This window comes from Marinobacter albus, assembly GCF_030238305.1.
Lineage (GTDB): Bacteria > Pseudomonadota > Gammaproteobacteria > Pseudomonadales > Oleiphilaceae > Marinobacter > Marinobacter albus.
Map to the genome: position 1 here is coordinate 2,026,133 of NZ_JASSQD010000001.1, position 24,336 is coordinate 2,050,468.

Annotated in this window: 22 protein-coding genes; 8 read left to right on the forward strand and 14 right to left on the reverse strand. The window is 56.9% G+C overall.

The window, feature by feature from the left end; translation table 11 throughout:
- The first annotated feature begins 23 nt into the window (after positions 1 to 23).
- Positions 24 to 812, forward strand: coding sequence for an enoyl-CoA hydratase (locus tag QQF73_RS09470; RefSeq protein WP_416383190.1), 789 nt, complete (start codon positions 24 to 26; stop codon positions 810 to 812).
- 14 nt (positions 813 to 826) lie between these two features.
- On the opposite strand, the gene QQF73_RS09475 is transcribed toward QQF73_RS09470, so the two are convergent.
- Genes QQF73_RS09475 through QQF73_RS09485 form a run of 3 tightly spaced genes read right to left on the reverse strand, consistent with a single transcriptional unit; the run spans position 827 to position 3,035 of the window.
- Positions 827 to 1,330: a DUF192 domain-containing protein gene (locus QQF73_RS09475; RefSeq protein WP_228743179.1), complete on the reverse strand. Its 504-nt coding sequence runs from the start codon at positions 1,328 to 1,330 to the stop codon at positions 827 to 829.
- Complete coding sequence (locus QQF73_RS09480; RefSeq protein ID WP_219865709.1) at positions 1,327 to 2,088, reverse strand: ABC transporter permease; 762 nt, start codon at positions 2,086 to 2,088, stop codon at positions 1,327 to 1,329. Before QQF73_RS09480 ends, QQF73_RS09475 begins: the two co-directional genes overlap by 4 nt.
- A gap of 26 nt (positions 2,089 to 2,114) precedes the next feature.
- Positions 2,115 to 3,035 (reverse strand): ABC transporter ATP-binding protein, encoded by a 921-nt coding sequence (locus tag QQF73_RS09485; RefSeq protein WP_285368019.1) that lies wholly within the window; start codon positions 3,033 to 3,035, stop codon positions 2,115 to 2,117.
- Between the two features lie 411 nt (positions 3,036 to 3,446).
- Between QQF73_RS09485 and QQF73_RS09490 the strand changes: the two genes are divergently transcribed.
- Together QQF73_RS09490 and QQF73_RS09495 are read left to right on the forward strand one after the other, a co-directional pair.
- On the forward strand, positions 3,447 to 3,626 hold the full coding sequence (locus tag QQF73_RS09490; protein ID WP_228743177.1) for a hypothetical protein: 180 nt from the start codon (positions 3,447 to 3,449) through the stop codon (positions 3,624 to 3,626).
- Between the two features lie 71 nt (positions 3,627 to 3,697).
- Positions 3,698 to 4,012, forward strand: coding sequence for a hypothetical protein (locus QQF73_RS09495; RefSeq protein ID WP_285368020.1), 315 nt, complete (start codon positions 3,698 to 3,700; stop codon positions 4,010 to 4,012).
- Here the strand turns inward: QQF73_RS09495 and QQF73_RS09500 are convergent.
- From QQF73_RS09500 to QQF73_RS09515, 4 genes are all read right to left on the reverse strand, one after another.
- Positions 4,005 to 4,568: a hypothetical protein gene (locus QQF73_RS09500; RefSeq protein WP_219865705.1), complete on the reverse strand. Its 564-nt coding sequence runs from the start codon at positions 4,566 to 4,568 to the stop codon at positions 4,005 to 4,007. The two genes, QQF73_RS09495 and QQF73_RS09500, sit on opposite strands and share 8 nt — an antisense overlap.
- 188 nt (positions 4,569 to 4,756) lie before the next feature.
- A complete protein-coding gene (locus QQF73_RS09505; RefSeq protein WP_219865704.1) occupies positions 4,757 to 6,223 on the reverse strand; it encodes a PhnE/PtxC family ABC transporter permease in 1,467 nt (488 codons plus the stop codon).
- A 16-nt stretch (positions 6,224 to 6,239) separates the two neighbouring features.
- Complete coding sequence (locus QQF73_RS09510) at positions 6,240 to 6,890, reverse strand: ATP-binding cassette domain-containing protein (protein ID WP_219865703.1); 651 nt, start codon at positions 6,888 to 6,890, stop codon at positions 6,240 to 6,242.
- Positions 6,890 to 7,765 (reverse strand): putative selenate ABC transporter substrate-binding protein, encoded by an 876-nt coding sequence (locus tag QQF73_RS09515; RefSeq protein WP_219865702.1) that lies wholly within the window; start codon positions 7,763 to 7,765, stop codon positions 6,890 to 6,892. Before QQF73_RS09515 ends, QQF73_RS09510 begins: the two co-directional genes overlap by 1 nt.
- Before the next feature lie 173 nt (positions 7,766 to 7,938).
- Here QQF73_RS09515 and senB point away from each other — a divergent pair, with 173 nt between their 5' ends.
- Positions 7,939 to 8,922 carry a selenoneine biosynthesis selenosugar synthase SenB gene (gene senB, locus QQF73_RS09520; protein WP_285368021.1) on the forward strand — a complete coding sequence of 328 codons (984 nt, stop codon included), beginning with the start codon at positions 7,939 to 7,941 and terminating at the stop codon, positions 8,920 to 8,922.
- A gap of 16 nt (positions 8,923 to 8,938) precedes the next feature.
- Here the strand turns inward: senB and selD are convergent, their stop codons facing one another.
- The 4 genes from selD to QQF73_RS09540 all read right to left on the reverse strand — a co-directional run bounded on the left by selD (position 8,939) and on the right by QQF73_RS09540 (position 14,016).
- The gene (gene selD / locus QQF73_RS09525) at positions 8,939 to 11,215 is read right to left on the reverse strand and encodes a selenide, water dikinase SelD (RefSeq protein WP_285368294.1); all 2,277 of its coding nucleotides are present in this window, start codon (positions 11,213 to 11,215) and stop codon (positions 8,939 to 8,941) included.
- Positions 11,215 to 11,883: a helix-hairpin-helix domain-containing protein gene (locus QQF73_RS09530; RefSeq protein ID WP_219865700.1), complete on the reverse strand. Its 669-nt coding sequence runs from the start codon at positions 11,881 to 11,883 to the stop codon at positions 11,215 to 11,217. The genes selD and QQF73_RS09530 overlap by 1 nt, the downstream gene beginning before the upstream one ends.
- Before the next feature lie 42 nt (positions 11,884 to 11,925).
- The gene (locus QQF73_RS09535) at positions 11,926 to 12,324 is read right to left on the reverse strand and encodes a hypothetical protein (RefSeq protein WP_219865699.1); all 399 of its coding nucleotides are present in this window, start codon (positions 12,322 to 12,324) and stop codon (positions 11,926 to 11,928) included.
- Positions 12,325 to 12,495: 171 nt separating this feature from the next.
- Positions 12,496 to 14,016 (reverse strand): GNAT family N-acetyltransferase, encoded by a 1,521-nt coding sequence (locus QQF73_RS09540; protein WP_219865698.1) that lies wholly within the window; start codon positions 14,014 to 14,016, stop codon positions 12,496 to 12,498.
- A 194-nt stretch (positions 14,017 to 14,210) separates the two neighbouring features.
- Between QQF73_RS09540 and QQF73_RS09545 the strand changes: the two genes are divergently transcribed.
- Positions 14,211 to 16,097, forward strand: coding sequence for a methyl-accepting chemotaxis protein (locus tag QQF73_RS09545; protein ID WP_219865697.1), 1,887 nt, complete (start codon positions 14,211 to 14,213; stop codon positions 16,095 to 16,097).
- Here QQF73_RS09545 and QQF73_RS09550 read toward each other — a convergent pair.
- Positions 16,094 to 16,993, reverse strand: coding sequence for a hypothetical protein (locus tag QQF73_RS09550; RefSeq protein WP_345782952.1), 900 nt, complete (start codon positions 16,991 to 16,993; stop codon positions 16,094 to 16,096). The two genes, QQF73_RS09545 and QQF73_RS09550, sit on opposite strands and share 4 nt — an antisense overlap.
- Positions 16,994 to 17,187: 194 nt before the next feature.
- Here QQF73_RS09550 and QQF73_RS09555 point away from each other — a divergent pair, with 194 nt between their 5' ends.
- Positions 17,188 to 17,742, forward strand: coding sequence for a YiiD C-terminal domain-containing protein (locus tag QQF73_RS09555; RefSeq protein WP_285368025.1), 555 nt, complete (start codon positions 17,188 to 17,190; stop codon positions 17,740 to 17,742).
- Between the two features lie 13 nt (positions 17,743 to 17,755).
- On the opposite strand, the gene recQ is transcribed toward QQF73_RS09555, so the two are convergent.
- Positions 17,756 to 19,624, reverse strand: coding sequence for a DNA helicase RecQ (gene recQ / locus QQF73_RS09560; protein WP_285368027.1), 1,869 nt, complete (start codon positions 19,622 to 19,624; stop codon positions 17,756 to 17,758).
- 218 nt (positions 19,625 to 19,842) lie between these two features.
- Here recQ and QQF73_RS09565 point away from each other — a divergent pair, with 218 nt between their 5' ends.
- Positions 19,843 to 21,021 carry a 1-acyl-sn-glycerol-3-phosphate acyltransferase gene (locus QQF73_RS09565; RefSeq protein WP_219865947.1) on the forward strand — a complete coding sequence of 393 codons (1,179 nt, stop codon included), beginning with the start codon at positions 19,843 to 19,845 and terminating at the stop codon, positions 21,019 to 21,021.
- A gap of 53 nt (positions 21,022 to 21,074) precedes the next feature.
- Positions 21,075 to 21,734, forward strand: a complete 660-nt coding sequence (locus QQF73_RS09570) for an alpha/beta hydrolase (RefSeq protein WP_285368029.1) — start codon at positions 21,075 to 21,077, stop codon at positions 21,732 to 21,734.
- Between the two features lie 20 nt (positions 21,735 to 21,754).
- On the opposite strand, the gene glgP is transcribed toward QQF73_RS09570, so the two are convergent.
- Entirely contained in the window at positions 21,755 to 24,307 is a 2,553-nt protein-coding gene (glgP, locus tag QQF73_RS09575; RefSeq protein ID WP_219865693.1) for an alpha-glucan family phosphorylase, read from the reverse strand.
- Between the last annotated feature and the right edge of the window lie 29 nt (positions 24,308 to 24,336).

A 24,336-nucleotide genomic window follows, 5' to 3' on the forward strand; every position in this document is an offset into this window, starting at 1 on the left:
GCGTGAAGGGGGAACGAATCATGATGTCTGACGAGGAACCATTGGTTCGCAAATACAGCGACAGCGGGATAACGACGCTCACCCTGAACCAGCCCCAGAGCCGGAACAGCCTCTCGATGGCCATGCTTGAAGCGCTGTCCGGGGAACTGGAGGCCATTGCCAGTGACGCGGATACCCGCGTGGTGGTCCTTGCCGCCCATGGCAGTGTGTTCTGCGCGGGCCACGATCTCCGGGAGATCCGGGAGCAATTCGATGATCAGGATTTCCAACTCGCCCTGTTCCATCAGTGCAGCAAGGTCATGCAGCAGATTGTGTCCCTGCCAAAGCCCGTGATTGCCCGGGTTGCCGGTGTGGCTACCGCCGCAGGCTGCCAGTTGGTCGCCAGTTGTGATCTGGCCGTGGCCGCGGATACCGCCCGCTTTGCAACGCCGGGGGTCAACATTGGTCTGTTCTGTTCCACGCCCATGGTGGCGCTTTCCCGCAACGTTTCGCGCAAACACGCCATGGAGATGCTGTTGACCGGTGAAATGATCAGTGCCGTCAGGGCAGAGGAAATCGGCCTGGTGAACCGGGCGGTGGATGAGCAGGTGTTGGACGAGACGGTCTACGGGATGGCAAGGACCATTGCAGACAAGTCCGGACACACGCTGAAAGTCGGTAAGGAGGCATTTTACCGGCAATTGGAAATGCCCCTGGCGGAGGCCTACGAATTTACCTCAACCGTGATGGCGGACAATATGCAGGCCAATGATGCACGGGAAGGGATCTGTGCGTTCCTGGAGAAGCGCAAGCCGGATTGGCAGGATAGCTGAGGCGAGGGTGGCAATCAGTCGGCGAGGCAGTCAGCTTCGCCGACGACCAGGCGGTCTCCGACCCCTATGCCGTGCTCCGAAAAAAAACCCCGGTTCATTTCAACCGCCGAGGTGAACGCCACTCTCGCCGGATAGGACGGGCAGTTTCCGGAGTTGCCTGAACTGCATGGTGCCATCGTTCGAATATTGCCGATTTCCCCCTTTGGGCCAATATAGGCAATGTCGAGAGCGATGAGAGTCTTGTACATCCAGAATCCATGCTCCGGATTCTGGGGCTGCTCATACACGAACAACATACCCTCGTTCTCCGCCAGGGCTTTGCGCCCCATCAGTCCCTTCTGCCGCTGACCGAAGTCCTCCGCCACCTCGAGAGTGACCGGAACTGAGCCTTCCGGCGTTATAAAGCAAGCCGTTGAACTCGGTAGCCTGGGCTGGGGAACGCTTGGGTCCGCGGAGCAGGCGGATACCAGCGGAACCAGCAGCAATGCGAGCAATGAGGCATAGCGATTGGAGATCATGAGCGCAGCCGATAACCGGTTTTGAAAATGTACCAGACAGCAAGCATGCATGCGCTCAGGAAGACCAGGGTCATACCGACGCTGATTCCCACGTGCACGTCCGACACTCCGAAGAAAGCCCACCGAAAGCCACTGATCAGGTAAACCACCGGGTTGAACAGGCTGATGGTCTGCCAGATTGGTGGCAGCATATCGATGGAATAGAAGGTACCGCCAAGAAACACCAGCGGCGTAACGATCATCATCGGTACGATTTGCAGTTTTTCGAAGCCATCCGCCCAGATGCCAATGATAAACCCGAAAAGGCTGAAGGTGACCGAGGTAAGGATCAGGAAAGAGATCATCCAGAACGGATGCAGCACATCGTAATCCACAAACAGCCGGGCTGTGGCCAGTATGATCAGGCCGAGGATCACCGATTTGGTGGCGGCCGCTCCGACATAGCCGAGTACCACCTCCACGTAGGAGACCGGAGCGGACAGCACCTCGTAGATGGTGCCGGAAAACTTTGGCATATAAATGCCGAAAGAAGCGTTGGAGATGCTCTGCATCAGCAGCGAGAGCATTACCAGGCCGGGAATGATGTAGGCCCCGTAACTGATGTTGTCGATGTCTCCCATGCGCGAGCCGATGGCTGAGCCGAATACGACGAAATACAGGCAGGTGGAGATGACTGGTGACAGCACGCTTTGCATCACGGTGCGCTTCATGCGGGCCATTTCAAAGTTGTAGATTGCGCGGACGCCGTAAAGGTTCATGCCTTTCTCCAGTGATTCGGGCGGGGCTATTCGTGCACGAGGCCGACAAAAATCTCTTCCAGGGAGCTCTCCCGGGTCTGAAGGTCCCGGTATTCGATACCGAGATCGCCGAGGGTACGCAGCAACCGCGCGACGCCGGCCTGTTCCTGCTGGGAATCGAAGGTGTAGATCAGCTCGTAGCCATCATCAGACAGTTCAATGGGTTCGAGCGTGAGCTCGCCAGGCATTTTATCGAGCCTGCTCTGAAGCTGCAGCCGCAGTTCCTTCTTGCCGAGTTTGCTCATCAGGCGGTCTTTTTCTTCCACCAGAATGATTTCGCCGTGGCGAATCACACCAATCCGGTCCGCCATCTCCTCAGCTTCTTCAATGTAGTGTGTGGTAAGGATGATGGTCACACCGTTCTCCCGGAGCTTCCTGACCATTTCCCACATGTCCCGGCGCAATTCAACGTCAACGCCTGCGGTTGGCTCATCAAGGAAGAGAATCTGGGGTTCATGGGACAGCGCCTTGGCAATCATCACCCGGCGTTTCATGCCGCCGGACAGCGACATGATGCGATTGTTGCGTTTGTCCCAGAGCGACAGGTCCTTCAGCACCTTCTCGATGTGTTCGGGTTTGGGGGCCTTGCCGAAGAGACCGCGACTGAACGAAACAGCGTCCCATACGGTCTCAAAGGAGTCCGTGTTCAGCTCCTGGGGGACCAGGCCAATGGACTGCCTGGCCTTGCGATACTCTCGCACGATGTCATGGCCGGCAGCTTTCACCTCGCCCTGGGAAAGGTTCACGATGCCACAGATAATACTGATCAGGGTCGTCTTTCCGGCTCCGTTCGGGCCGAGCAGGGCGAATATTTCGCCCCGGTTGATTTCCAGGTTGATGTCTTTCAATGCCTGGAAACCGTCGCCATAAACCTTGCTGAGGTGCTTTACGGAAATGTCCGGCTGCACGGGCGTATCCTGTCTTTAAAATGGGTCAGAAATGAAAGCGCAGTATTTTCTCATGACTGGCGCCAATTTAGAAAGCTTTGCCTGTCTCCGCTCAGCGCTCATAATGCCGCTGTCCGAAACTGAGGTATAACAATGTTACGAGCAGCCATGATTGTGGGATTGATACTGGCGTTGGTCGCTACGGTGGTATTCGTCCCCCGAATGTTAAGAAATAACGGTCAGGAACCATGGGGCGGCCCAACTGTGATATGCGACCTGCTGGAGGGAAGCTGTTCGTGGTCAAGCCGGGCCGGGCAGTGGACGGTAGATCTTCAAGTCCCTGGTGAGGGCAGTCAGGATTCCCAGTATAGGCTCACTGTAATATCGCCCGAGCCCCCGGAACGATTCCTCGCGGTGCTCAGGGGCGAATCCATGTACATGGGCGAGTACCCGGTGCCGCTTCGCCGTCAGGTCGACGGTAGTTATGTCGGGAGTTTTACGGCTCCTGTCTGCAGCACCGGAACGGAGATGGTCTGGCGCATCGATCTACAGCAGGGCCAGGAAGCATTGGAAAGCATTCCCGTGAAAATGGTGTTCCGGGTGGATAGCTGACAAGCCTCCATTATTGTGTAAAATTCCAGTCACTTTTCACCAACATCAACACTGATTCCATGGAGGATACGATGGATTACGGAGATAGCGTTCAGAAGGTACTGCTTCGCAAGATCCGCAAAGCGGAGCAGGATCTGCTGCAGTTGAAACTGGATTACTGCCGGTTCGTGTTTGGCTTGACCCATCGGGCCAGAGTCGTGTCTGACGGAACCGTCTATCTGGTTCGATCCGTTGACGTGGAAAGCATGAAGAATACGGAAGAGGGCGGTTTTACCAGGCCTGCCATCGCAGGCGTGCCGATCAATCAGGCGGACACAGGGGAATCAATCCAACTGGGCACGAACTGGGAACTGGACACGGTCTCCGATCAGGCTGCCATCAAATAAAGGCATTGGCCGTGATGGCCTCATAAAGACTGCTGGCGGGCGTTACGTAGTGATGTTGCCGCCAGAACTCCGCGCCCTCCAGGCCCCCTCGATAACACGCCAGAAGAGCACTGCTTTGGCTCAAGGTGGCAATTGCCTGAAGTGCCTGAGGCTGCCGAATTCCGATTTTCCGCTGTGCGATGTGCGCGGCCAGCCCCGCCAGGGAGTCGGAATGTCGGGTGGATCTGTCGCAAAGCGCGCAGGCAGCGCCGTACAGCCAAACCGCGGCATAGTCCCGCACCGCCTCCGGCGCCTTAGCCAGATCAAGCCCATTGACTCGACAATCCCGTTCCTGAAGGCCTGCAAGAATGTGCAGCCGGGTAAACAGTTCCGTCCGGTCGGATGAGGTGACGGGTTGCGTGGTCTGCTTTCCAATAAACGGGGCTGGCCCGAGCTCCTGGTTGGAACCGCTCTCCGGCAAGGGGGCCGCGCGCACCAGCGAGAACATGCGATAGGCCATCAGCAGCACAAGGGCTACCAGGCCAATCTGGATCACGAAAACCAACCCATCTGTCATGTCTTACCCGCCTCAAATAGTTCAGAACCCGGCCGAAGTGTAACGAACTGTAACCCGCAGGGGGATGGTACAGCTTGGCAGATTGAGCCTTTCGATTGGCCGGAGTGACGGAACTGTGATGAACATCAAAATCCGCGCCCCGTTCATCTATGTCGGTAATATTTACAGGCTAAAGCGAGCCAAAGCCGCTAGCAGGTTGGCATGGTTTGCAGTGCCAGTTTCCGGCGGATGTAGCGTCCGAGGGCATCCACACCGATGTTGAGCAGAGCGGTTATCAGGATCAGCATCATGGCACGGTCAAACTGGATATTCTGAATGGCGCTGTCCACGTAGAAGCCCAGGGTATAGATGCCGAGAATGCCGAGGATCGCTGTTTCCCGCATGATGATTTCCCAGCGGTAGAACAGGAAGGCCAGGAACGAGCGGTAAACCCTGGGCACCAGCTCCCACGAGTAACGGCTGAAGCCCTTTACGGCATCGCCTCTCAACTTGATGTTATTGGTCTGGCGACCAATCAGGTGGCCGATGATACCGCCATTATGCAGAGCCAGCGCAACAACGGCAGGCAACATCGAAGGACCCCACAATTGAAGCAGGATGTAGGCAAGGATGTATTCCGGTGTTGACCGTGCAATGACCAGAAATACATGGCCGGATGTCCGGCGAATGGGACCGCCGAAGTGATTGGAGATCAGGGGGAACAGCAAGAGGGCCAGAATGCCGGTCCCGACCAAGGCAATCTGGGTGAGAATCACCGTGTTCCAGATGCCCGGCAGGGCCTGATGGACCATCAGGTCTCCAAACCAGGAGGTCAGGCCGGCAAGACCCTCGCCCTGCCTGATGGGACTGGGAATGATGTCCTGGGTGAAGAACCGTTCAACATTTCCCCAGACGATCGGCAGTCCGTCCCCCAGGAAAAAAGGCGCACCGAGTATGTAGATCGGTAGCAGCTTGGGTTTGACCCATAACGGCATGGTAGCGATCAATACATAGAAAAGGATCAGCATGGCGCCGGCGTCTGAGTAAAGCCCCTGGGAAAATGCCGATTCGAGGTAAAACCCCAATGTCGGCAAACCCACAAAGCCGAGGATGGCACTGGAGCGCAGGCCGCACTCAAGCCGGTACGCGGTATAGGTCCGAAGCTGGACCCAGCAATCCGGAATTCGGGTGTACAGGAATGCGGCGATAACCCCAGTGCCGGGCGGCAACAGGCGGCCCGGCTCGGGATCCGCTTCCTCGAGAATCTCGGAATACACCTTGGCAAAGATCCCGGAGTAGGGGATGGCAATGGCGAGAACCCCCGTTAGCGGGTGGAAACCGAAGAATTGGAGAAAGATGAGCGCCCAGAAAAGCTCGTGAATGGCCCGGATAAACGCACAGAAGATGCGAACGGGCAAGAAACGGTAGACCAGAGACAACATGAAGCCGGCCACACTCCCGAGCGCCACCCCCACGAACGCGAAGGCGACGGTCCTCAGTAATGCCGTCATCAGCCCCTCGGAACTGAAAAAATTGGGAGTCACGACACCGAGGAAGAAGTTGCCAAGATCCCGCCATGGATTGGAAGCGGTTATCGCAATGTCGGCGGCCAGCAGCCCAGCCACCGCAATGGCAAGAAAAATCAGGCTGGTTCGAACCGTCGGATAGGAAAACATGAGGGGCTGGCGTTTCCTAGTAGAGTGACATGATGTCGGCGGCAGTCAGGCGATCGCTGGTGTCATCCAGTGCGACCTGGCCGTCCTGTATTCCAACTATCCTGTTGCAGTACGTCAATGCCATTTCGACGTCGTGGAGCGCAATGACACTTGTCGTAAAGTATTCCTTGAGTCGCTTCATGACAAGGTGTGCCATGGGACCATCAAGGGCGGATACCGGTTCATCCGCCAGGAGTAAACCGGCGTTTCGATACATGGCTCGCGCTACTGCAACCCGCTGACGCTGTCCGCCTGACAGCGACGCCGTAGGAATCCAGAGCTTTTCAGGCATGCCCAGGTCAGCCAGCAATTCCCGAACGGCTGTTTTGTCCGCGGTAAAGGGGCGGATCAGGGACATCGTGTTGTACCAGACTGAATGCCGATCCAATTGGCCCATGAAAACGTTGTGGAAAACGGGAAGGGCGTTAACCAGCCCCAACTCTTGTGGCACCAGTGAAGAGTTCCGATTCACCTGCTCATGAATCAATCGAATCAGTGTTGATTTGCCGGCACCGCTCTTGCCGACCAGAGCGACCTGTTCGCCCTGTTTGACCGTCAGGGAGAGCGGGCCAACCACCCGCTCTCCGCTGAAGGAAGCTGTCAGACTTGGGAGATCGAATCCTGACATTAATCGAGGATTCCAATCTCTTCGGCTGTCTTCCGGATGGGCTCGTAATCGTCATTGGAGGCAGGGATGAAACCTGAGCGCGGGAAGCTTTCCAGCAGCGCTTTATCGTCCAGGCTCAACAGCGCCTCTTTGACACGATCCTTGAAGCCTTCTCCAAAGCGGTCGTTCACGTCACCGCGGATGGTCCACTGGTAATCCGGGTACGGCGGGGTTTCCCAGATCACCTGAACCGCGTCGGTATCGACGTTGCCATCCTCAACCTCTTTCTGCCAGACCTGGAAGTTCAGCGCGCCAACCTCGTAGGTGCCGGCCTCTACGAGACGGAGAGTACGTGTGTGATTGCCGCTGAAACCAACCCGCGAAAAAAAGTCCTCTGGCTGTTCGCCGAAGGTTTCACGAATGTAGAATTCCGGCATCAGACGGCCGGAGGTAGAGCCCTTGGACCCGAAGGTGAAGGTCTTGTCTTTGAGGCCATCCTGCAATTCAGACAGGTCTTCAGCCGGTTCAATGCCAGTGCTGGTGTTGGCTATAAAATAGGTCTGGAAGGCTTCGTCCTCGACGCCCTGGGCAATCGCTTCGGAGCCGGGAACCAGACGTCGGGCCTGGACACCGGAAAGACCACCGAACCAGGCCAACTGAACCTGATTGTTACGAAATGCCGATACAGCGGCGGCGTAGGATTTGACGGGAATATACCGAACGTCCACATTCAGTTCTTCCGAAAGGTAGTCGGCAACGCCTCTGAACCGCTCCACAAGCTTTGTTTCGTCCTCATCGGGAATGGCTGTGAACACGAAGGTTTCAGCGGATGCGGAGAAAGCCATTGCACCAAGCAGGCCGGAAAGCGTGAATTTCCGTATAAGATTCAAAGCCATTTGATGTCCTTAGTTCTATGATTGGATGACTGGAGTGAGCGAACGCACGTCGCATCCTGAAGGGCCAAGGATACCTTGATTTGCGTCAACCCTGAACAGCTATACGAATTGCTGCTTTGATTGGCTCAGCCCTGTAACCCCAAGTCTTTGCATCGTTTGTGAATGGGAAAATCATGAAAATAATAATGATCACGCCGGCACCTCCGGGATCCCGTGCCGGCAATCGTGCCACCGCCGAGCGCTGGGCTGACCTGCTCCGACAAGCCGGCCATCAGGTTGCTGTTGTGACGGAATACCAGGGCGAGAGTTGCGATGCGTTTGTCGCCCTACATGCCTGGCGCAGTCACGATGCCATCCAGATGTTCCGGAAATGCTGGCCGGAAGCGCCGTTGTTACTGGCGTTGACGGGCACCGACATTTACCGCCACCAGCACGAATACCCACTTCCCACACTGGCGTCCATGGCGGCGGCCGACGTATTGATTGGATTGCACGCCCGGGTGAACGAGGATATTCCAGAGCAGTTTACCGATAAGCTCATTACCCTTTACCAATCTGCAGAGGCATTGCCTGCGGCGCGAAACGCCGGCCGCAACACCGATTGTTTTGACGTCTGTGTGATTGGCCATCTGAGGGAGGAAAAGGATTCCCTTAGGACCGCGATTGCTGCCCGGCTTTTGCCAGAGGATTCGACAGTTCGCGTTCTCTGCGCCGGAAAGCCGCACAATGACAGTTGGCAATCGATGGTGGAGAAGGAGGTGCAGGAAAATCCGCGCTTCGAATGGCTGGGTGAGCTCGACAAAGCAGAAATCCGGTCACTGATGGCGCGATGCCAGCTCATGGTGATCAGCTCCGTGATGGAGGGTGGCGCCAATGTGGTTTCCGAGGCTTGTCGGGCGGGGCTGGCGATCATCGCCTCGGACATCCCCGGAAATCGCGGCCTGCTGGGTGATCATTACGACGGTTATTTCCCGGCTGGGGATGAGGTATCACTTGCCCATACCCTCCACCGGGCAGAAACTGACCCGGAATACCGGGAGCGCCTGTCGGAGCAGGTGCAGGCACTTGCCCCGCTTTTCACGCCCGAGAACGAGCGGCGGGCCCTAGAACGGGCGTTGGAGACAGCCACCCGGCGCCGGGCTGATCTGAAAGGGTAGTCCCTCGGTTCAGACGCTAGTCCTTTAGCGAAATGGGTTCGATGGCGCCTTCCACATCCTGCGGCAGCACCCGACCGATAATTGCGGTGTGCGGGTAGCCGAGGGATTTCAGTTCCCGCACGCAGGCTTCGGCCTGATCGGCGGAAACGCTGGCGAGTAAGCCGCCCGCCGTCTGCGGATCGAAGATCAACGGGTACCTGGGATGCTTGACCCATTTCTCCTGATCCCGGATACCACGACGCAACCGGATGTTGGCAGGCTGGAGCGAGCTCAGGATGCCGGCCGCTGCGGTCTCTTCCGCTCCCGGCAATACCGGAATTGCAGACAGGTCCAGCTCTGCGTCAACGCCCGAGGGCCGGGTCATCTCGACGAGGTGCCCGAGAAGTCCGAAGCCGGTAACGTCTGTGCAGGCCCGGGATCCGTATCGCCTCAGGCATTCCGCCGCAAGTTTGTTGGACTGGATCATGGAGGCAAGGGCGCTATCAATCCAACGACCTCTGGCCGCCAGTCGGGCGTGGGCGGCAAACAGAGTGCCGGTACCGATCGGTTTGGTGAGTATCAGAACATCACCGGCCCGCAATCCGCCTTTACTCATGACCTCATCCGGATCGATCAGGCCGTTGACGGCAAAGCCCAGCGCCAATTCCTTACCTTCGCCCGTGTGGCCGCCCACCAGGGCACAACCGGCCTCATTCAGCACCTCCACCGCCCCGGACATCATCTGGAAAACGACGTCCTCGACCTTGGATTCTATGCCATAGGGCACCGTCGCCACAGCGGTCGCACTCTGAGCCTCGGCGCCCATGGCGAACACATCTCCAAGACTGTGGTTGGCTGCAACGCGACCAAAAACATAGGGATCGTCGATGAACGCCCGGAAAAAATCCACGGTATGGACCACAGCCTTGCCGGGGGGGACCCGGAGCACTGCCGCATCATCGGGCGCATGCAGACCAATGAGGATATCGTCCCGCTCAATCGGTTTGAGCTCTCCGAGTGCCCGGGATAGCACGGTACTGCCGACTTTCGCACCGCAGCCGCCACAGCGCATGGCCACTGCCGAGATAGCCTGGGAGGCTTCTTCGGGGTTCTGTGCCGCGGCCGTGTCGGGTAGCTTGGCGTCATCCTCCATGGCCGGCAGGTCGTTGAACTTTTTCATGAAGCGGCGGTCGATCCAGTCTTTCCAGCGCCAGACGAGGGCACCGTCGAATTCCATGTTCCCGCGGGAAGCGACGGCGTACTTGTCGCCGGTACTGATCAGTGCCAGCCAACTTTTCTGCGGGTGAAAATCTCTGGCTCGCTTGCCGAGGGCCATGCGCTTCAGGTTGTCGGCCAGGGGAGGGCCCTGGCGTACCGCGAATACCCCCGCTTTTTCCCTCGGGTGATTGGTGACATTGGCGATATCACCGGCGGCAAAAATGCTGTCGTCGTTCTCGGACTGAAGCGTGTCACGAACCCGAATGAACAGGCTCTCATCCAGGGCGAGTCCGGTGTCCTTTAACCACTCAGGGCCGCCTGCGCGGGTTACCCACAGGACCTCGTCTGTTTGCAGGGATTCGCCCGATTCGGTCAGCAACAACCCTTCCTGAACCTTGCGGACCGGGGACCCGAGGTGAACTTTCACGCCCCGTTCCGAGAGTGTTTTCCGGAATATTTCGCGAACCTTGGGGTTGTGGGTCGGAAGAATCTCGTCGGCCGCGTCGAAAAGATGGAAATGCAGCTGATCCGGATCTTTGCCCCGCTGCTTGAGTTCTTTCGTCAGTCGGAACTGCATGGCGAGGGTCAATTCAACGCCACCGGCACCGGCTCCGACAACGCTGATAGACAGCGGCCCGTCGTGGTTTTCGATCCGGGACAGCAGGGCAAGCCAGCGGTTATTGAAGCCGGTGATGGGCTTGACCGGGACCGCATGGTCGGCAGCCCCTTCAACTTCGTTGACTTGCGGAGACGAACCGATATTGATGGACAGAATGTCGTAGGGCACATCCGGTCGACCACGGCATATAACTCGCTTCTGATCCCGGTCGATACCAATCGCTTCGTCACGGTAGAACCGGGCTCCGGCGTATTCTGCCAGACGGCTGAGATCTATATGCACGTCGTCATAGCTGTAATGGCCGGCTACGTACCCGGGCAGCATGCCAGAGTAGGGCGTGTGGGTATCTCGGCAGATCAGGGTAAGCCGCACGCCGGGGACCGGGTTCATGGCGAACCGCTTCAATACCCCGACGTGGCTGTGCCCGCCGCCAACCAGGACTATGTCCCGTAAAACAGGCTGGTCAGGCGTTCGCATCATACGATTTTCTTGGCTTCAGTGCTGAACTGGGAAAATCCCTTGATGTTGGAGAAGGCCTTGAGCTTTTCCTGGTCGGCCTCGGAAGGATTGGCGATCTGATCAATGGACGTAATGCCAGCTTCCTTCATCTTCTTGGCCGTTGCCGGACCAATACCTTTCACCAGAGTCAGGTTGCTTTTGTCGACGGCTTTGGCTGTGCCAGTCGCCGGCTTCTTAGCAGGTGCCTTTTTGGCGGGCGTCTTCTTGGCAGGCGTTTTTTTAGCCGAAGATTTGGCGGCCTTACTACCGGATTTGGCGGACGATTTTGGCGCCGCCTTTTTGGCCGCTGTCTTCGCTTCCTGACTGATTTCCTCGGTGCGTTTCTTTACCTCGTTTCCGGCTTCCTTTGAGGCGACACCCAGGCGTTCAAGAATACTGCTCTGAAGCTCGTGGAATTCGTTGAGCCTGCGTTCAAACTCATCGTTGAACCGCTTCATCTCCCGCTCACGCAGGTCGTCCACTTCTTTCAACAGCTTCCTGACCGGGTCCTGAATCTGCTGCTGCAAGCTGTCGAACTGCTTGAGCGCATCGTTGACCAGCCCTTCGATCTGGGAGGACGTTTTCTCGAATTCCTTGTTGACCTTTTTTACGATCTTATCAACGCTCGGTTTGGCTTTCTTCGCCATGAAATGTCTCCTTACGGGTGGGGGACGAACAGTCGAACAGAATCAGGCCAATTGCCGGAAACCGGAGAGAGGCCCTGGGGAACGTCGTGATTTAAGAGACTGCTTCTTTGAAAGCACTTCCCGTATCCGGCGGAGCTTTTCCGCAAGGGGGGAATCTTTCTCAGAATCAAGCTCAACAAAATCAACGGAGTAGAAGAAGTTGCTGCAGTGTTTTCTACGCTCAGTCACGAGCCCGGTAACGCCTTCGGCTCGAATTTCGTCGAAGGGCATATCCATTACCAGATCCAGAGCAATGGTATCGCCAGGATTGAAGACCTTGTCGGTTTTCATCACACACCCATACGCGTCCAGTTCATAGAGGGCCGCTTCAACCAGTTCCTTACGGAACAGGCCCTGCCTGACTCGAAATTGCGCGATTAGGTCTGGTAAAGATTCATTCATCAAGATTTACTCTGGCGAATTTCCGTATCCACTGCGGCTCACCATACGGACGGTGAGCAGGATATTGTCTAAACAATAGACACTGATTGGTTGTTTGGCAACGCCATCAGTGCCCTACGTGGTAGCTCTCAGGCAGTGCGTAAAGTCCCTGCCTGAGTGTATCGGCCGGCACTACTTCTTTTTTAGCTCATACATGTCCACGCGCCGATCTTTCAGATTGGTGACGGAGCCTTCGTTACGCACCAACTTGAGTTTTTCGAGATCCATATCTGAGAACATGATCATTTCCGTGTTCGGGGTCGTTTCAGCCATCACCGCATCGTGGGGGAAGGCGAAATCCGAGGGAGAGAATACGGATGACTGGGCGTATTGGACGTCCAGGTTCTCAACCTTCGGCAGGTTGCCGACACTGCCTGTGATGACAACGTAACATTCATTTTCGATGGCCCGCGCCTGGGCACAATGCCGGACGCGAAGGTAGCCGTTCTTGGTGTCTGTCCAGAACGGAACCATGATGATATCGACGTCTTCACAGGAGGCAATCCGGCCGAGTTCCGGGAACTCGATGTCATAGCAGATCATGATCGCGACGCGACCGGCATCGGTCTCGAACACCTCAAAATCGCTACCTCCTTCGATAACCCAGTCCCGGCGTTCGTGTGGTGTGATATGGATCTTGCGTTGTTCATCAACCCGTCCGTCCCGGTGGCACAGGTAAGACACGTTGTAGACACGGTCGTTTTCCAGGAGCGGCATGGATCCGGTAATGATGTTGATGTTGTAACTCACTGCCATCTCGGACATTTCATCCCGGAACTGCTCGGTGAAGCCGGCCAGGAAACGAATGGCCCGGGTCTGGTCCATTTGATCAGTAAGGCCCATGAGCGGCGCATTGAAAAACTCGGGGAACAGAGCGAAGTCGCTCTTGTAATCCGAGAGGGCATCGACAAAGTACTCGACCTGCTTGAGCACTTCCTCTACTGAGGTGAATTCGCGCATCTGCCATTGCACAGCGCCGAGACGCACCTGAGTTTTCTTGACGTTCAGGACCGAAGACGGGGGCGTGTAGAGGATGTTGCGCCATTCCAGCAGCGTCGCGTAGCCGAGGGATTTCTCATCCTCCGGCAGGTACTTGTGCATCAGCCGCGTGACCTGGAAATCGTTGGAGAGCTGGAAGCTCAGTATCGGGTCGTAAATTTCCTTGCGGTCTACCCGATGGATGTATTCCGCCGGCGTGTACTGGTCCGCGTACTTGTGGTAGCTGGGGATACGACCACCGGCAAGAATGGCTCGGAGATTCATGGAGCGGCAAAGCTCTTTCCGTGCCTCATAGAGCCGCCGTCCGAGACGGTAACCGCGATATTCCGGATGGATGAACACATCAAGTCCGTACAGGGAGTCCCCATTGGCGTTGTGCCAGATCTTCTCGTTGCGGAGGATGAGATCGTCGTAGGTGTGCGGATTGCTGAACCGCTCATACTTGACGCAGACGGTGAGGGCGACCGCGATCAGGTGACCATTATCCTCGATGCAGATCTGTCCATCGGGGAACTGTTCCACCAATGCCTTGATCGTCTCCTTTGGCCATGCACCTCCGATGTCATCGTAAATACGGTCCATCAGGATCTGAAGTTGATCGTAGTCGTCCAGCGTCAGATTCCGGAGATTCAGGTGCAGTTCTTCGTGGGCCATTCAGTTCGGCTCCCGTTGGGTTGAGAAGTAGAGGTAGTTACGTAACCGGCGACATATTTCAGAAGTTTATCAGATGCTGTTAAAGAGTTCGCATAACAGGCCGAAACATCACTTAACGGATATTTATTTCGAGAAAGCGTATGTTCCCGCGCTTTCAGTATTGTGACTTAATGATTTTCCCAGAGGATTCCACTTTGAACCTGACTTTTGGTCAAAAGCTGCTTACCGCCTTCAGTGTGCTGCTTTTGCTTGTAATGGCCGCCTTCACGCTCTCGGGCGACCTGCGACTGCAGAAAACCACTTCTACCTACGTCGATGCATTGATCGACGACGCGGTTGCCCAGAGTACGTCGAGTATCGCCGATTGGCTTAATACCCGGCTGAAGATGACCGAATCAACCGCCCAAGCCCTGGAGCGGGTGGATACGGATGAGCAGGCCAGAACGGTACTTCAGGCCATCACCACCGGAGGGGGATTCCGGGACGTCTATGTTGGCCGTGCCGATGGTTTCATGCTGATGAAGTCCGAGGAAGCCAACGCCACACTTCCGGCCGACTACGATCCGCGGGTTCGGCCCTGGTACAGGAAAGCCATGAGCCTTGGCCGTGCTTCGTTCACCGAACCCTACCGGGACGCCAGCACCAATGACACCATCATTTCGACCCTGGCACCAGTAAAGCGGGGCGCCTATAAGGGAGTTGCCGGTGCGGATATCGGGCTCGGAGCCATCGAAAAGACGCTGGAAACGGTAACGCTCGCGGACACAGGTTACGCGGCCTTGATCAATGCCCAAGGGGTGGTGCTGTTTCACCCGGACGAAGCGCTGATCGGCAAGAACATCAAAACACTGATCGGCACCAAGCCGGTGATGGATGGCAGGCCCCATGGATACGAGGCCGGTGAGGCTTCGTGGAGTGCGAGTTTCTATCCCATCAGCGATGCCCGAGGCGTGGACTGGTATCTGGGCACCTTTGTGAATCAGGATAAAATCAGTGCGCCGGTGCAGAGCGCGCGCATGACTGGGCTGGTAATCGCCGTAATTGGTTTGCTGATGTCACTGGTGGTGCTGCATATCGGTATCAAGCTGTTGATGTCGCCGCTCCGTCGGCTGAACGGTGCCATGGCCGACATCGGCACCGGTGATGCGGACCTGACACAGCGACTGGAAGTCAGCGCCCGGGACGAGTTTGGCCAGTTGGCAGAGAGCTTTAACCGCTTCGTGGAAAATATCCAGACGGTGGTGCGCGATGTTCAGCAGGGAAGCGAAGAACTGGGCAGTAACGTTCGATCACTGCGGGACACCGCCAGCAACAGCCGTTCCAGCGTGGAACAGCAGCAAGTGGAAATTGATATGGTTGCGACGGCAATCAATGAGATGTCGGCAGCGGCCGGTGAAATTGCGCAGAATGCCCAACAGACCGCGGACGCGGCGAATACAGCAGATAACGACAGTCGTGCCTCCCTGGAAACCGTCGGGGCGTCCCGGGATGCGGTGCAGAAACTGGCCCGGGAGATCAATGCCGCCGCGGACGTTATCAATACGCTGGGCAAGGACGTTACGTCCATCACCTCGGTACTTGAAGTGATTCAGGGGATTGCTGAGCAGACCAACCTGCTGGCGCTGAACGCAGCCATCGAAGCGGCCCGGGCAGGGGAAGCGGGTCGAGGCTTCGCCGTTGTTGCCGATGAAGTCCGGAACCTGGCCCAGAGAACCCAGGCCAGCACCGAAGAAATCAACGATATGATAGAGCGACTGCAGAAAGGGGCCAATGACGCAGTCAGCGTTATGAAGGCCTCTACGGCCGTATCCAACGTCAGTATGGAGAAAGCCGAGGATGCGATGGATTCGCTGAACCGGATTGCAGCAGCGATCACCTCGATCAACCAGATGACCTCTCAGATTGCCACAGCCTCGGAAGAACAGACGTCGGTGACCGAGGAACTGAATTCGTCGATCACTCGAATTGCTGATCAAGGACAGGAGGCTGCGGCAGCGGCGACTGAGAACGACGTATACAGTGGGCAGATCGAGAGCATTGGTCATACCCTCAATCAGAACGCCTCACGTTTCCGGGTCTAGCGGCTCAATATGTCGAGGCGGTGACGCAGGGACTCCAGTGTCTGCCGCCCGACATTCCCTGACTCCTCACTGAGGTAGGGATTCTCCAGCACCAGAATACGGCGGTGGGGCAGGTCCAGTTCCTGTACGGCGCGCCCGTAATAGGTTCTCAGAAACTCCGCAAAACTGCCGTCCAGAATGGCTCGTTCCATGCCGAGTTGCAGTCGGTGGGCAGTCTGTTTGTCCTCCGGAGCCACAAACAGGTACGAAGGCATGGCGTAGGCCAACAGAATGTCCGGTTCAATCACCAGGTTTGGATCGGCCTCAACCTCCAGGTCATACAAAACTTCGCTGGCGCCCCTGGCGAAACATTCAAATCGATCATTTCGAAGCATTGAAAACAGGATTTCATACCGGGTGTGGGTGACGACCTCAATGTTGTTGGCCCGCAGTACTTCAGTATCCGGCCAATGGGTGCCCTGTCCAATGCGGATACCCGACTCTTCAAGATCCTCGAGCGTGCGAATCTCCCTGAACAGGGGCAAATGCTCCGGGCGCACCACGCAGACACGAAAGCCCAGCAGCCCCCCATCGATGGGGATGGGGACAGCGGCCAAAAAGCGTTCCCGTTCCCTGGATGTCGCGACATTGGCAATATCCACCAGCCGTGACCGGCTCCGACTCAGTTCCCGCAGAACCCGACCCTGGCTGAGATCCTGGCTTCTGACCAGCCGAAAGGATCCATATTCCGGTGTCTTACGCAGGGCCAGGTTGACCAGCGCGTTGATGGCGGGACTGTCGAAATTGCGGTACCACAGGATGTAATCGCGGGTTGACTCGAACGGAGCGGCGGCTCCTGCCCAGGAAACGGGGCACAGCAGCATTGCCACTAGCGTGATTGCGGAAGCTCGTCCCAAAACCAGAATTCCTTCTCCAGGGGCGGAACATACACCGGTTTGACCGGCCTAAAAGATAATAAAACGTCTTTACTTTAGATCAGAACCTGATGAAAAAAGGTCGAAAATTTCAAAAAAATGTAAAACTATGTTGCGAACTGACGCGGCCATTGTGATGATCAGGCCCATCCTCAGAAGACAAGAAGAGCAATATTATGGCACTCATCGATAACCTCATTGGCGCGACCGGAAAATGGGTCGCGAACTCGGACTCCAACGCCACCCTTGCAAGCCCATTGGCGTGGTTGCGCAAGACGGGTGGTTATTCAGCGGTCAACAGGATTATCGGGATGTCGATCCCCTTCGCTACCCGCAACCGGTTCAGCGTCGAGGAGTTGAGGCCGGGCTACGTGAAAGCGAAAATCCGGCTAAAGGGGAACAAGAACCACTTTGGCAGTCTTTACGCCGGCGCTTATTTTCTGGTCGCCGAAATCCCGGGAGGCGTTCTTACCCTGTTTGATCTTGGCCCGTCGTACACGCCGATTCTGAAAGAGATGACCCTGCAGTTTCTGCAGCCGGCCAACTCCGACGTGACCGTTGAATTTTCATTGCCCCCGGAAACCGTGGAAGAAATCCTGACGGACGCGGACAACACCGGCCGCGCGAAGTTCTCCCTGGAAGGGCAGTTGCACGATCAGGAGGGGAATCACGTCGCCACCTCCATCGCCCATTACCGGGTGCGGAAGCAGGGTTTCAAGCCAACAGACTGAACAGGCTCTGGCGTCACTTCCGGTCCAGGCCGGCAATCGCCTCGAGGAAAATAGCCCCGTACTTTTCAAGTTTGGCGGCCCCAACACCGCTGACCTCAGCCAGCTCTTCAAGGGAGCGGGGCTTTCGCTCAAGCATGTCAAAAAGCGTGGTGTCGTGGAAAATCACGTAGGGCGGCACCCCCTTCTTTTCCGCCAGTTCCTTGCGACAGGCGCGCAAGACTTCCCAGCCGTGGTCGTCGGTAATCTGATCCCGCACCGCCGAACCGCCCCGGGTTCCAGAGGACCGGGATGCTGTCTTTTTCACCTCCGGATCTTTCCGCAGCTCAACCTGATGTTCACCTTTGAGCAGAGGGCGGCACTGTTCAGTCAACTGCAGGGCACCGTAGCCCTCCGGATCGGCGCGCAGATAACCGTTGGCGACAAGCTGACGAAAGACCGATTTCCACTCATTGGCGGACAGTTCCGTACCAATGCCAAAAGTCGACACTTCGTGATGGCCGGACTGCAGGATTCGCTCGTTTTCGGAGCCACGGAGTACGTCGATGAGATAGGTAACCCCGAAGCGCTGGCCGGTCCGGAAGACGCAGGAAAGTGCCTTTTGGACGGCTACGGTGCCGTCCCAGGTTTCTGGTGGGTTCAGGCAGGTATCGCAATTGCCGCAGGGCTCATCCAGGACATCGCCAAAGTAGCGTAACAGGACCTGACGCCGGCAACGGGTTACCTCACATAAGCCTAACATGGCATCGAGCTTTTGCCGCTCCACCCGCTTGAAGTGGTCGTTGCCCTGGGACGCTTCCAGCATTTGACGCAACTTGATCACGTCCTGGAGACCATAGACCATCCAGGCGGTGGAGGGCTTGCCATCCCGTCCGGCCCGGCCGGTTTCCTGATAATAAGCCTCCAGACTTTTCGGTAAATCAAGGTGGGCGACGAAGCGGACATCAGGCTTATCGATACCCATGCCAAATGCGATGGTGGCAACAATGATGACACCGTCTTCCCGTAGAAACCGTTCCTGATGCCGTGCCCGGTCGTCTGCAGGAAGGCCGGCGTGATAGGGAAGAGCCGTGTACCCCTTATCCGCCAGCATTTTGGCGGTTGCGTCCACCTTGTTGCGGGAAAGGCAATAGACGATGCCACACTCACCTTCATGTTCTGATTTAATGAAGTCCAATAACTGTTTGTTTGCGTTGGTTTTCGGGGCGATCCGATACTGGATGTTCGGTCGATCGAAGCCGCTCACGAAGTGCCGGGCTTCGGTCAGCGTGAGGCGCTCGGCGATTTCCTTGCGGGTTCGTTCATCCGCCGTGGCCGTCAGGGCAATGCGGGGAATGCCCGGGAACTCGCCTGCCAGCATGCTGAGCTGAAGATAATCGGATCGAAAATCATGACCCCATTGGGAGACACAGTGGGCCTCATCAATGGCAAACAGTGAGATGGATGCGTTATGCAGCAGTTCGATGGTGCGGGGCTGGATCAGACGTTCTGGTGCACAGTAGAGCAGATCCAGTTCTCCGGTCATCAGCGCATATTCGGTCGCGCGAGCCTGCTCGAAATCCATTGTGGAATTGAGGAAAGCGGCTTTTACGCCCAGCTCCCGGAGGGCGGCAACCTGGTCCTGCATCAGGGCAATCAGGGGCGAGATCACGATGGCTGTGCCCGGGCGAACCAGTGCCGGTACCTGGTAGCACAGGGACTTACCGCCACCGGTGGGCATGAGCACCAGCGCATCGTTGCCGCTGACCACTTCCCGGATAATGTCACCTTGCAGGGGGCGGAAGGCTTCATAACCGAACACTTCGTGAAGAACCTGCTCCGGATCCTGGCTGGATACAGTCGGTCGTTCGGTGGTCAGCTGTTCAAAATCCTGTTCAAAGTGCATAAGGTAACCGGTTTTCCGGCATGAGGCCGGTAGGATTGCAGGGATGGAATGACTGCCTCGGCAGAGGCCGCAAATCATACCAGATTCCTGACCGGTGATGGCGAAACCGACAGGTACAGCTATGGAGGCAAAGTGACCCGAGAAACGCTACAATACTGCCCTTTTGAACCACGGTTCAGCGGATATCTGTGACAGAAACTGACAATAACAGGGCTTCCATGCAGGAATTTGATGCCATCCGTCCTTATTCGGACGAAGAGACCGGTCCGGCTATCCGGCGCCTGGTTAACGATCCGGATTTTCTGGATATGATCGGGCGTTTCAAGTCGCCGACCATTGCCAGATGGGCACCGGCGGTATTGCGGGTATTTATCCGCCGCTGGCTGATCAGCCATTTTGGCCAGTTCAATCGCGTTGACGATCTCCAGGCCCGACTTTCCGAATACGTGGGTGAACTGGTCGACGGTACCACCAGTCGCGTCACCGCCAGCGGGCTGGAAAACCTGGACAAGAACAGTTCCCACCTGTTTATCTCTAACCACCGGGATATTGTGTTCGACCCGATGGTGGTGAATTTTGAACTCTTCCGGCACGGTTTCCACACCACGAGAATCGCGATCGGGGACAACCTCCTTGCCAACCGTGTTTTTGCCGAAATGATGCGGCTCAACAAGAGCTTTGTTGTGCGTCGCAATATGACCAGTCCCCGGGAGATGCGGGACGCCTACATGACGTTGTCTGGTTTCATCAACCACAGCATCGATACCAACAACAGCATCTGGATCGCACAGCGCGAGGGGCGTGCCAAGGATGGTCTTGATTTCACCGATCCCGCCATCATCAAGATGTTCTATATGAGCCGCAAGAAAAGCGGGCTTAGCTTTGCCGAGGCAATGAACCGGCTGCACATCGTGCCCGTGTCAATTGCCTACGAGTACGATCCCTGCGACGAGGACAAGGCTCGGGAGCTGGAAACCCGCGCCCGGACCGGGAAGTACACCAAAGCAGAAGGTGAAGACACCAGCCAGATCATGAAGGGGCTTACCGGGTTCAAAGGGCATGTTCACGTGCATTTTGGCGCGCCCATCCATGATTCACCGGACAACCCCAGGGATCTGGCCAAACGGATCGATGAGGAGATGCATGCCCATTATCATTTGCACGCCTCGAACCTCGCCGCCTATGAGATGCGCGGCGTGCACCCGGATTCCCATGCGACGCAGGAGAATGTGAGCGAAACGGTGGTCACGGCTGAAGCGTGGTCGCCGGCAGAACTGGAAGCGGCTGAAGCCGAGATGGAGCGCCGCCTGGAAGCGTGCGACCCGGCGATACGCCCGTACCTGCTGGACATGTACGCCAATCCAGTGGTGACCGCACTGGAAGCGAATTCAGACTAACGCCGCCCGGAAAAACTCCGGTGATTCATTTGTCGACGTCAACGAGGTGTTGAGTGCAGGATCTTGAGTATATTGAAGTGGAAACGGGTTCCGAACCGACAGCCGCGGTTATTTGGCTGCACGGGCTGGGAGCAAGTGGCCACGATTTTGAGCCGGTGGTTCCGGAACTGGGCTTACCGGAGGGTGCTGCGGTTCGTTTCATTTTCCCCCATGCCCCCAATATCCCGGTCACCATTAACGGCGGCGTGACTATGCCAGCCTGGTACGACATCAAGGCAATGGACATCGACCGGGTCGTGGATACCGACCAGTTGATGGAATCCGCCGCCGCGGTGGGAAAACTGATTGATCGCGAGATCGAACGGGGTATTCCGGCAGAAAAGATCATTATCGCCGGCTTTTCCCAGGGCGGTGCCGTTGCCTACGAGCTTGGGCTGACCTACCCCAAACGCCTTGCCGGCATACTGGCGTTATCCACCTATTTCGCGACCGCAAAAACCATCAAACCGTCAGCAGCCAACGCAGAAACGCCGATCAGCGTTTACCACGGCACGTTCGACCCGATGGTACCCGAATCCCTGGGTGTGCAAAGCGTCGAGACCCTGAAGGAAATGGGCTATGACCCTGCCTATCAGACCTTCCCGATGGAACACAGTGTCTGCCTGGAAGAAGTTCTTGATATTGGCCGCTTCATCCGACGGCACGCGCTCTGACCAGACCGGGCTTGAAGCATTCAGATCCATAGCAAGGCGCCCATCTCCAGAGGATGGGTGAGGGCGTCATGATAGGGGTACATTCTCAGTCTCAGTGTTTGCAAGCCCGGGTAGGGCGGCGCGATCTGGGCTGAGAACACGGTTTTCCCGTCCTGGTCACTCTCTTCTTTGAGCAGAACCCGGTTGTCGCCAGACCGCTGGTAGCTACCAACGCATTGTGGGGTCACCAAGCACTCCACCCTGACATCGCCGGCCGCCAAGCCATTCAGGTTAGCCTCAACCCGGAGCTCTATGGTTTCGTCGAAGGCGCAGCGACTCTCCACGCACCCCTGGACATTGAGGCTCACTCCCGGCCAGGCCTCTCGCACCCGCTGTTTCCAGACGCCGAGTTCCCTGGCAATCGCCGCATCATCCTCAAGCATTTTCTTGCCCTGCATGGAGGCGTGCGAGTAATAGCGCTCGACATAGTCCATCACCATCCGCTGGCTGTTGAAACGTGGGGTGATGGTTTTCATCGACGCCTTTGAACGCTTTACCCAACCCTTGGAGTAACCCTGGGAGGCGCGATTGTAGTAGAGCGGGACAATTTCGAACTCCAGCAGGTCCAGAAGATCCCGGGCTTCCTCCTCATTCCGGAACTCGGCATCGAGGTCCAGGTTGCGGGGCGTAATCGCCCAGCCATTCTCGCCGTCATAGCCTTCGCCCCACCATCCATCCAGGACACTCAGGTTCAATGCGCCGTTAAGCGCGGCTTTTTCCCCGGAGGTACCACTTGCTTCTTTCGGGTATTCCGGCGTGTTGAGCCAGACGTCAACGCCGCTCAACAGGTGCCGGGCCATGGCCTGGTCATAGTCTTCCAGCAATATGACGTGGCCCATGAGCGACGCCTGCATGGAGAGATCATGAATCACCTTGATCAGGTGTTGCCCGGGCTTGTCTTTTGGATGGGCCTTGCCCGCAAAGACCAGAACCACCGGGTGGTCGCGGTCGGTCAGGATACGTTCCAATCGCGCGAGGTCGGAAAAAATCAGCGTAGCACGTTTGTAGGTGGCGAATCGGCGCGCAAAACCGATCACGAGGGTATCCTTATCGAAGGATATAAGCTGCCGCGTCATGCGGTCTGTTACCGAATGGCCGGTGCCATTGCGGACGTGCTGGCGCTGGAGCTGGTTGACCACGAATTCCCCCATTTGCTGCTTCAGGGCCTTGTGGACACTCCAGTAGTGATAATCCGGTATTCGCTCAACAAACTCCCAGAAATCCCGATCGCGCAATTCGCTTCGCCAGGTTGGGGCCTGAATATCGAACAGGCTGGCCCACTCGGGGGCCAGGAAGGTTGGTACATGCACGCCGTTGGTGATGTATCCAATCGGGTTTTCTTCGGCCGGAATCTGGGGCCAGACATCTCCTTCCATGTCTGAGGCCACCGAGCCATGGATCCGGCTCACGCCGTTGTGAAATCTTGATCCACGAAGCCCAAGGCTGGTCATGTTGAAGCTTTCGTCGCCATTCTTGGACCCGAGGGCAAACACCTTTTCAAAATCAAGACCGGATTCATCCAGGTAGGCTCCCAGGGCATAGAGCAGGAGATCCCGGCTGAAGATATCGTGCCCGGCGGCCACAGGTGTATGAGTCGTGAACAGTGTTGCCGCTGCCACTGCCTCTAGTGCTGCTTCGAAATCCAGGCCACCGGCCATCAGTTGCCGGCACCGTTCCAGGATCTGAAAGGCCGCGTGGCCCTCGTTGATGTGCCAGACCGTGGGCGCCAGACCGAGGGCATCAAGAACCCGCGTGCCGCCGATGCCGAGAAGCATTTCCTGACTGATGCGGGTGGACTCGTCGCCACCGTAGAGCCGAAGGGTCAGTTCGCGGTCTTCCGCATTGTTTTCGTGGGTATGGGTATCGAGCAGGTAAAGGTCGATGTGGCCGACCTGAGCCTTCCAGACCTGGGCCACGACATTCCGATCCGGGAAAGGCACCGCGACCTTGAGCGGCTCGCCATTCAGCTCTACCGCCGATATGGGTAACTCATCGCTGAAATGAGACTGGTAGCGGGCAACCTGTTGGCCCTGGGGGTCGATGGTCTGTATGAAATACCCCTGCTGGTACAGGAGGCCGACCGCGACAAACGGCAATCCGAGATCGCTTGCTGCCTTGCAGTGGTCGCCCGCAAGAATGCCAAGGCCACCGGAGTAGATCGGGAAGCTTTCATGGAAACCGAATTCCGCGCAGAAATAGGCGACAAGTTCGGTATCCCTGCTCAGAATTTCATCGACTTCCGGACCTGACTCTGATTCCAGGTATGCATCATAACTTCCTAAAATACGGCGATATTCAGAGAGAAAAGCTCGATCCTCGGCAGCCTCATCGAGACGCTCCTGGGCTACCCGACGGAGAAACAGCTTGGGGTTGTGTTCCACTTTCTGCCAGAGCGGGAGGTCGATCCGGGCAAACAGATTTCGAACCCCATGATCCCAGCTGTAGAAAAGGTTGTTGGCCAATTCCTCCAGTCGTTCAAGTACTTCGGGGACCCTTGGTCGGGCCTCCAGCCGGAATTCGGTAGCCTTATTCATGATGAATGCCTCCTTTTGGAAACCTTCCC

Coding starts and splice junctions, on each gene's coding strand:
- QQF73_RS09470 (WP_416383190.1), top strand. CDS start 24: ATGTCTGACGAGGAACCATTGGTTCGCAAATACAGCGACAGCGGGATA.
- QQF73_RS09475 (WP_228743179.1), bottom strand. CDS start 1,330: ATGATCTCCAATCGCTATGCCTCATTGCTCGCATTGCTGCTGGTTCCG.
- QQF73_RS09480 (WP_219865709.1), bottom strand. CDS start 2,088: ATGAACCTTTACGGCGTCCGCGCAATCTACAACTTTGAAATGGCCCGC.
- QQF73_RS09490 (WP_228743177.1), top strand. CDS start 3,447: ATGTACATGGGCGAGTACCCGGTGCCGCTTCGCCGTCAGGTCGACGGT.
- QQF73_RS09495 (WP_285368020.1), top strand. CDS start 3,698: ATGGATTACGGAGATAGCGTTCAGAAGGTACTGCTTCGCAAGATCCGC.
- QQF73_RS09500 (WP_219865705.1), bottom strand. CDS start 4,568: ATGACAGATGGGTTGGTTTTCGTGATCCAGATTGGCCTGGTAGCCCTT.
- QQF73_RS09505 (WP_219865704.1), bottom strand. CDS start 6,223: ATGTTTTCCTATCCGACGGTTCGAACCAGCCTGATTTTTCTTGCCATT.
- QQF73_RS09510 (WP_219865703.1), bottom strand. CDS start 6,890: ATGTCAGGATTCGATCTCCCAAGTCTGACAGCTTCCTTCAGCGGAGAG.
- QQF73_RS09515 (WP_219865702.1), bottom strand. CDS start 7,765: ATGGCTTTGAATCTTATACGGAAATTCACGCTTTCCGGCCTGCTTGGT.
- senB (WP_285368021.1), top strand. CDS start 7,939: ATGAAAATAATAATGATCACGCCGGCACCTCCGGGATCCCGTGCCGGC.
- selD (WP_285368294.1), bottom strand. CDS start 11,215: ATGCGAACGCCTGACCAGCCTGTTTTACGGGACATAGTCCTGGTTGGC.
- QQF73_RS09530 (WP_219865700.1), bottom strand. CDS start 11,883: ATGGCGAAGAAAGCCAAACCGAGCGTTGATAAGATCGTAAAAAAGGTC.
- QQF73_RS09535 (WP_219865699.1), bottom strand. CDS start 12,324: ATGAATGAATCTTTACCAGACCTAATCGCGCAATTTCGAGTCAGGCAG.
- QQF73_RS09540 (WP_219865698.1), bottom strand. CDS start 14,016: ATGGCCCACGAAGAACTGCACCTGAATCTCCGGAATCTGACGCTGGAC.
- QQF73_RS09555 (WP_285368025.1), top strand. CDS start 17,188: ATGGCACTCATCGATAACCTCATTGGCGCGACCGGAAAATGGGTCGCG.
- recQ (WP_285368027.1), bottom strand. CDS start 19,624: ATGCACTTTGAACAGGATTTTGAACAGCTGACCACCGAACGACCGACT.
- QQF73_RS09565 (WP_219865947.1), top strand. CDS start 19,843: ATGCAGGAATTTGATGCCATCCGTCCTTATTCGGACGAAGAGACCGGT.
- glgP (WP_219865693.1), bottom strand. CDS start 24,307: ATGAATAAGGCTACCGAATTCCGGCTGGAGGCCCGACCAAGGGTCCCC.